Genomic DNA, 3,895 nt, shown 5'->3' on the forward strand with positions numbered 1-3,895 from the left:
CTGAAACTCGACGACGCCAGGCTCGCCGCGATCGCCGACAGCGTCGAGGCAGTGGCGGCGCTGCCCGATCCGGTGGGCGAGGAGATCGACCGGCGCACCGCGCCCGCGGGCATGACGCTGCGCCGGGTGCGCGTGCCGATCGGCGTTATCGGCATCATCTATGAAAGCCGCCCCAATGTGACCGTCGATGCTGCGGTGCTGTGCGTTCGGTCGGGCAATGCCGCGATCCTGCGCGGCGGCAGCGAGGCGATGCACAGCAACCGCGCGCTGCACGCCGCCCTGGCGCGCGGCCTTGCCGCAGCGGGCCTGCCCGAGGGCGCGGTTCAGCTGGTGCCGACCCAGGACCGCGAGGCGGTCGGCGCGATGCTGGCGGCGGCGGGCGCGATCGACCTCATCATCCCGCGCGGCGGCAAGTCGCTGGTTGCACGCGTCCAGGCCGATGCGCGCGTCCCCGTGCTCGCGCATCTCGACGGCATCTGCCACAGCTTCGTCCACGCCAGCGCCGACCCGGCCATGGCAGAAGCGATCGCGCTCAACGCCAAGCTGCGCCGCACCGGCGTGTGCGGGGCGATGGAGACGCTGCTGATCGATCAGGACTTTCCGCATGCCGCCCCCCTTCTTGCCGCGCTCGCCGATGCAGGCTGCGAACTGCGCGGCGACGACATGGCGATGGAACTGGAGCCGCGCGCGGTCTCCGCGAGCGAAGAGGACTGGGACACCGAATATCTCGACGCGATCCTCTCGGTCGCGTTCGTCGAGGGGCTGGACGGCGCGCTGGAGCATATCGCGCGGCACAGCTCGGGCCATACCGATGCGATCATCACCAGCGACATGGTCGCCGCCGCGCGCTTCCAGTCGCAAGTCGACAGCGCCATCGTGATGGTCAATGCCTCGAGCCAGTTTGCCGATGGCGGCGAATTCGGCCTGGGTGCCGAGATCGGCATTGCCACCGGGCGGCTGCACGCGCGCGGCCCGGTCGCGCTCGAGGGGCTGACCACCTACAAATGGCTGGTCGACGGCGAGGGCCATATCCGCGCCTGAGCGCCGGTTGCAGCCCACACGTATACAATGTATACATGGGGCATGAGCAAGTCGCAGATCATCACCGCCCGTATCGATCCCGAGGTCATGGAACTGGTCGACCGCGTCGCCAAGGCGCAGGGCCGCAGCCGCTCCTGGCTCGCCGCGCGCGCAATCGAGAAGATGGTGCGCGCCGAGGTGGCGATGATGGACTTCATTCAAGAGGGCGAGGACGACATCGCCGCCGGCCGCTTCCTGACGCAGGAGCAGATGGAAGAGTGGGTCGCCAACTTGCGCTCCGAAGCCAAGGCCAAGATTGCCGAGCAGGACGCCAAAGCCCAGCAAGAGCAAGATAAAGCTGCGTGATGCGCGTCACCTGGTCGCTGCGCGCGCAGGACGATTTCAATATCATCTACCGGCAGGCGCTCGACGACGACGCCCGATATGCACTGAATCTGGTCAGCGCGCTTGAAAAGGCCATCGCCCGCCTGTCCGAATATCCGCAGATCGGCACGCCGGTCGGATCGGCGGATCACCGCAAATGGCGCCTGGGACGAACACCCTTCCTGATGATCTATCGCACGAGCCAACAGGGCAAGCACATCCTGCGCGTCCTTCACGAGCGCCAGGACTGGAGCATCGCACCATGAAGGGCCGCCCTGTCCGCACCGGCCTGATGGGCGGGTCGTTCAACCCGGCGCATCGCGGGCACCGGGCGATCAGCCTGTTCGCGATGGAGGCGCTGGGGCTCGACGAGATCTGGTGGCTGGTCAGCCCGGGCAACCCGCTCAAGCCGGCAAGCGACATGGCCCCTCTCAAGGCGCGGCTCGCCTCGGCGCACGCGATGACGCGGCGCAGCCGGATTCGCGCGACCGGAATCGAGAGCGAACTCGGCACGCGCTACACCGTCGAGACGCTTGCAAAGATCAAGGCGCGCTACCCGAAACGCGATTTCGTCTGGATCATGGGCGCGGACAATCTGGCGGGATTCCACCGCTGGAAGGACTGGCGCACGATCGCGCGGCAAATGCCGATTGCAGTTGTCGCGCGTCCGGGATATGATGGCGCTGCCATTTCGGGCCCCGCAATGGCCTGGTTCGGGCATCGTGTCCGTCCCCGCAGCCAGGCAAGAGACTGGACACGATGGAGTTTGCCAGCGCTTGTGCTGATGCGCTTTCGTCCTGATCCGCGATCCGCCACGGCCCTGCGCCGTCAGGATCCCGACTGGTTTCTGGATTACGCCGACACCATCGTGCGCGATACAGTAACCCGGCAGGTCTTTGCGTGACAGCCGGTCCCGCCACTCCGCCCGTCCCCCAGGACATGTCCTTCAACCCGCCCATGTTCATCGGGCGCTGTCGCAACTTTTGCGGGCCCGCGTTCGTTTTTCAGATGCCTTTGTGCAAGGAGCTCCATTGACCAATCTTTCTCAAGCCCATCCATCGGTTGCCAGCCCGCCCCCGTCGGCCACCGATCTGCAACTGGCCGAAGCGACCAAGCTGCACGCGCTGGTGATGCAGTCGCTCGACGACGATCAGGCGCAGGAGGTGGTTTCGATCCCGCTCGCGGGAAAGAGCAACATCGCCGATTTCATGGTGATCGCCTCGGGCCGTTCGACCCGCCAGGTCGCCTCGATGGCGCAGAAGCTGGCCGAGCGGATCAAGGAAGCCGGCGGCAGCGCGCGGATCGAAGGGCTGACCAATGCCGACTGGGTGCTGATCGACGCGGGCGATGTCATCGTCCACCTGTTCCGCCCCGAGGTGCGCAGCTTCTACAATCTGGAACGCATGTGGGCCTTTGGCGACGCGCCCGAGGCTCCGAACGCCTGAGCCTGTAACAGGCCGGGGGGCTGAGGCAGCATGCGCCTGCACATCATCGCGCGCGGCAGGATCGGCCGGTCGCCCGAGGCCGAGCTGGTGCAGCGCTATGCCAAGCGCATCCAGTGGCCGCTGGCGGTCACCGAACTGCCCGATCGCGGCGGCAGCGTGCCGCCCGCGCCGCAGGGTAGCCGCACGGTGATGCTCGACGAACTCGGCAAGCAGCTGACCTCGATGGAAATCGCCGAGAAGCTCGGCCGCTGGCGTGACGATGGCGTGCGCGAGACGCGCTTCCTGATCGGCGCGGCGGACGGCTTCGACGATGCGGAGCGCGCGAATGCCGATCTGCTGATCGCGTTCGGCAAGGCGACCTGGCCGCACATGATGGCGCGCGCGATGCTCGCCGAACAGCTCTATCGCGCGACCAGCATCCTCGCCGGTCATCCCTATCATCGCGAGGGTTGAGGTGATGCGGCGGCGCTCATTCGGTCTGGCGATGATCGCCGGTGCCGCGATCTTCACCGCCCTTCCCGGCAGCGCCGCCGCGCCCGTCCGTCCGGTCAACCTGCTCGACCAGGAACGCACCGCGCTCGCCCGCGCGCTCGCCGATGCGAAAGCCGCAGCCCGGCGCAGCGCCACGCTCGAACGCCAGGCCGACAGCGCGGTGGCCGAGGCCGACAAGGCCCGCGCCGAAGCGCGCGTCGTCGCCTCGCGCGTGCAGCAGGCCGAAGCCGAGATTGCCGCCGCCGAGGCGCGGGTGAAGATCATCGCGACCTTGCAGCGCGCACAAAGGGCCCGTCTCGCCGCGCGTCAGCAGCCGCTCGCCCGGCTCACCGCCGCGCTGCAATCCATGGCGCGGCGGCCCACCGTGCTCGCTCTGGTCCAGCCCGGATCGATCGACGACATGGTGCGCGTGCGTGCGGTGCTCGCCACCACGTTGCCCAGGGTCGAGGCGGAGACGGCGGCGCTGCGCCAGGACATCGCCCGCTCTCGCGATCTCGCGCGCCAGGCGACCCGCGCCGCGGCGCTCCAGCGCAAGGGCCGCCAGCAGCTCGCCT

6 protein-coding genes and 1 pseudogene are annotated in these 3,895 nt (G+C 68.2%); all 7 read left to right on the forward strand.

Going from position 1 to position 3,895, the window contains the following annotated elements:
• A partial coding sequence (locus tag DM995_RS06190; RefSeq protein WP_232824111.1) for a glutamate-5-semialdehyde dehydrogenase occupies nt 1–1,041 on the forward strand: 1,041 nt, incomplete at its 5' end.
• Between the two features lie 42 nt (nt 1,042–1,083).
• On the forward strand, nt 1,084–1,386 hold the full coding sequence (locus DM995_RS06195; RefSeq protein ID WP_157973094.1) for a CopG family ribbon-helix-helix protein: 303 nt from the start codon (nt 1,084–1,086) through the stop codon (nt 1,384–1,386).
• Nucleotides 1,386–1,670, forward strand: coding sequence for a type II toxin-antitoxin system RelE/ParE family toxin (locus DM995_RS06200; protein WP_116968842.1), 285 nt, complete (start codon nt 1,386–1,388; stop codon nt 1,668–1,670). Before DM995_RS06195 ends, DM995_RS06200 begins: the two co-directional genes overlap by 1 nt.
• On the forward strand, nt 1,667–2,308 hold the full coding sequence (locus tag DM995_RS06205) for a nicotinate-nucleotide adenylyltransferase (RefSeq protein WP_116968843.1): 642 nt from the start codon (nt 1,667–1,669) through the stop codon (nt 2,306–2,308). Before DM995_RS06200 ends, DM995_RS06205 begins: the two co-directional genes overlap by 4 nt.
• A gap of 187 nt (nt 2,309–2,495) precedes the next feature.
• Entirely contained in the window at nt 2,496–2,849 is a 354-nt protein-coding gene (rsfS, locus tag DM995_RS06210) for a ribosome silencing factor (RefSeq protein ID WP_116970348.1), read from the forward strand.
• A 30-nt stretch (nt 2,850–2,879) separates the two neighbouring features.
• Nucleotides 2,880–3,302, forward strand: coding sequence for a 23S rRNA (pseudouridine(1915)-N(3))-methyltransferase RlmH (locus DM995_RS06215; RefSeq protein ID WP_116968844.1), 423 nt, complete (start codon nt 2,880–2,882; stop codon nt 3,300–3,302).
• Nucleotides 3,303–3,306: 4 nt separating this feature from the next.
• A pseudogene (locus DM995_RS06220) lies at nt 3,307–3,895 on the forward strand (metalloendopeptidase); the annotation flags it as partial.

It is taken from the genome of Blastomonas sp. UPD001, from assembly GCF_003426715.1.
Taxonomy (GTDB): domain Bacteria; phylum Pseudomonadota; class Alphaproteobacteria; order Sphingomonadales; family Sphingomonadaceae; genus Blastomonas.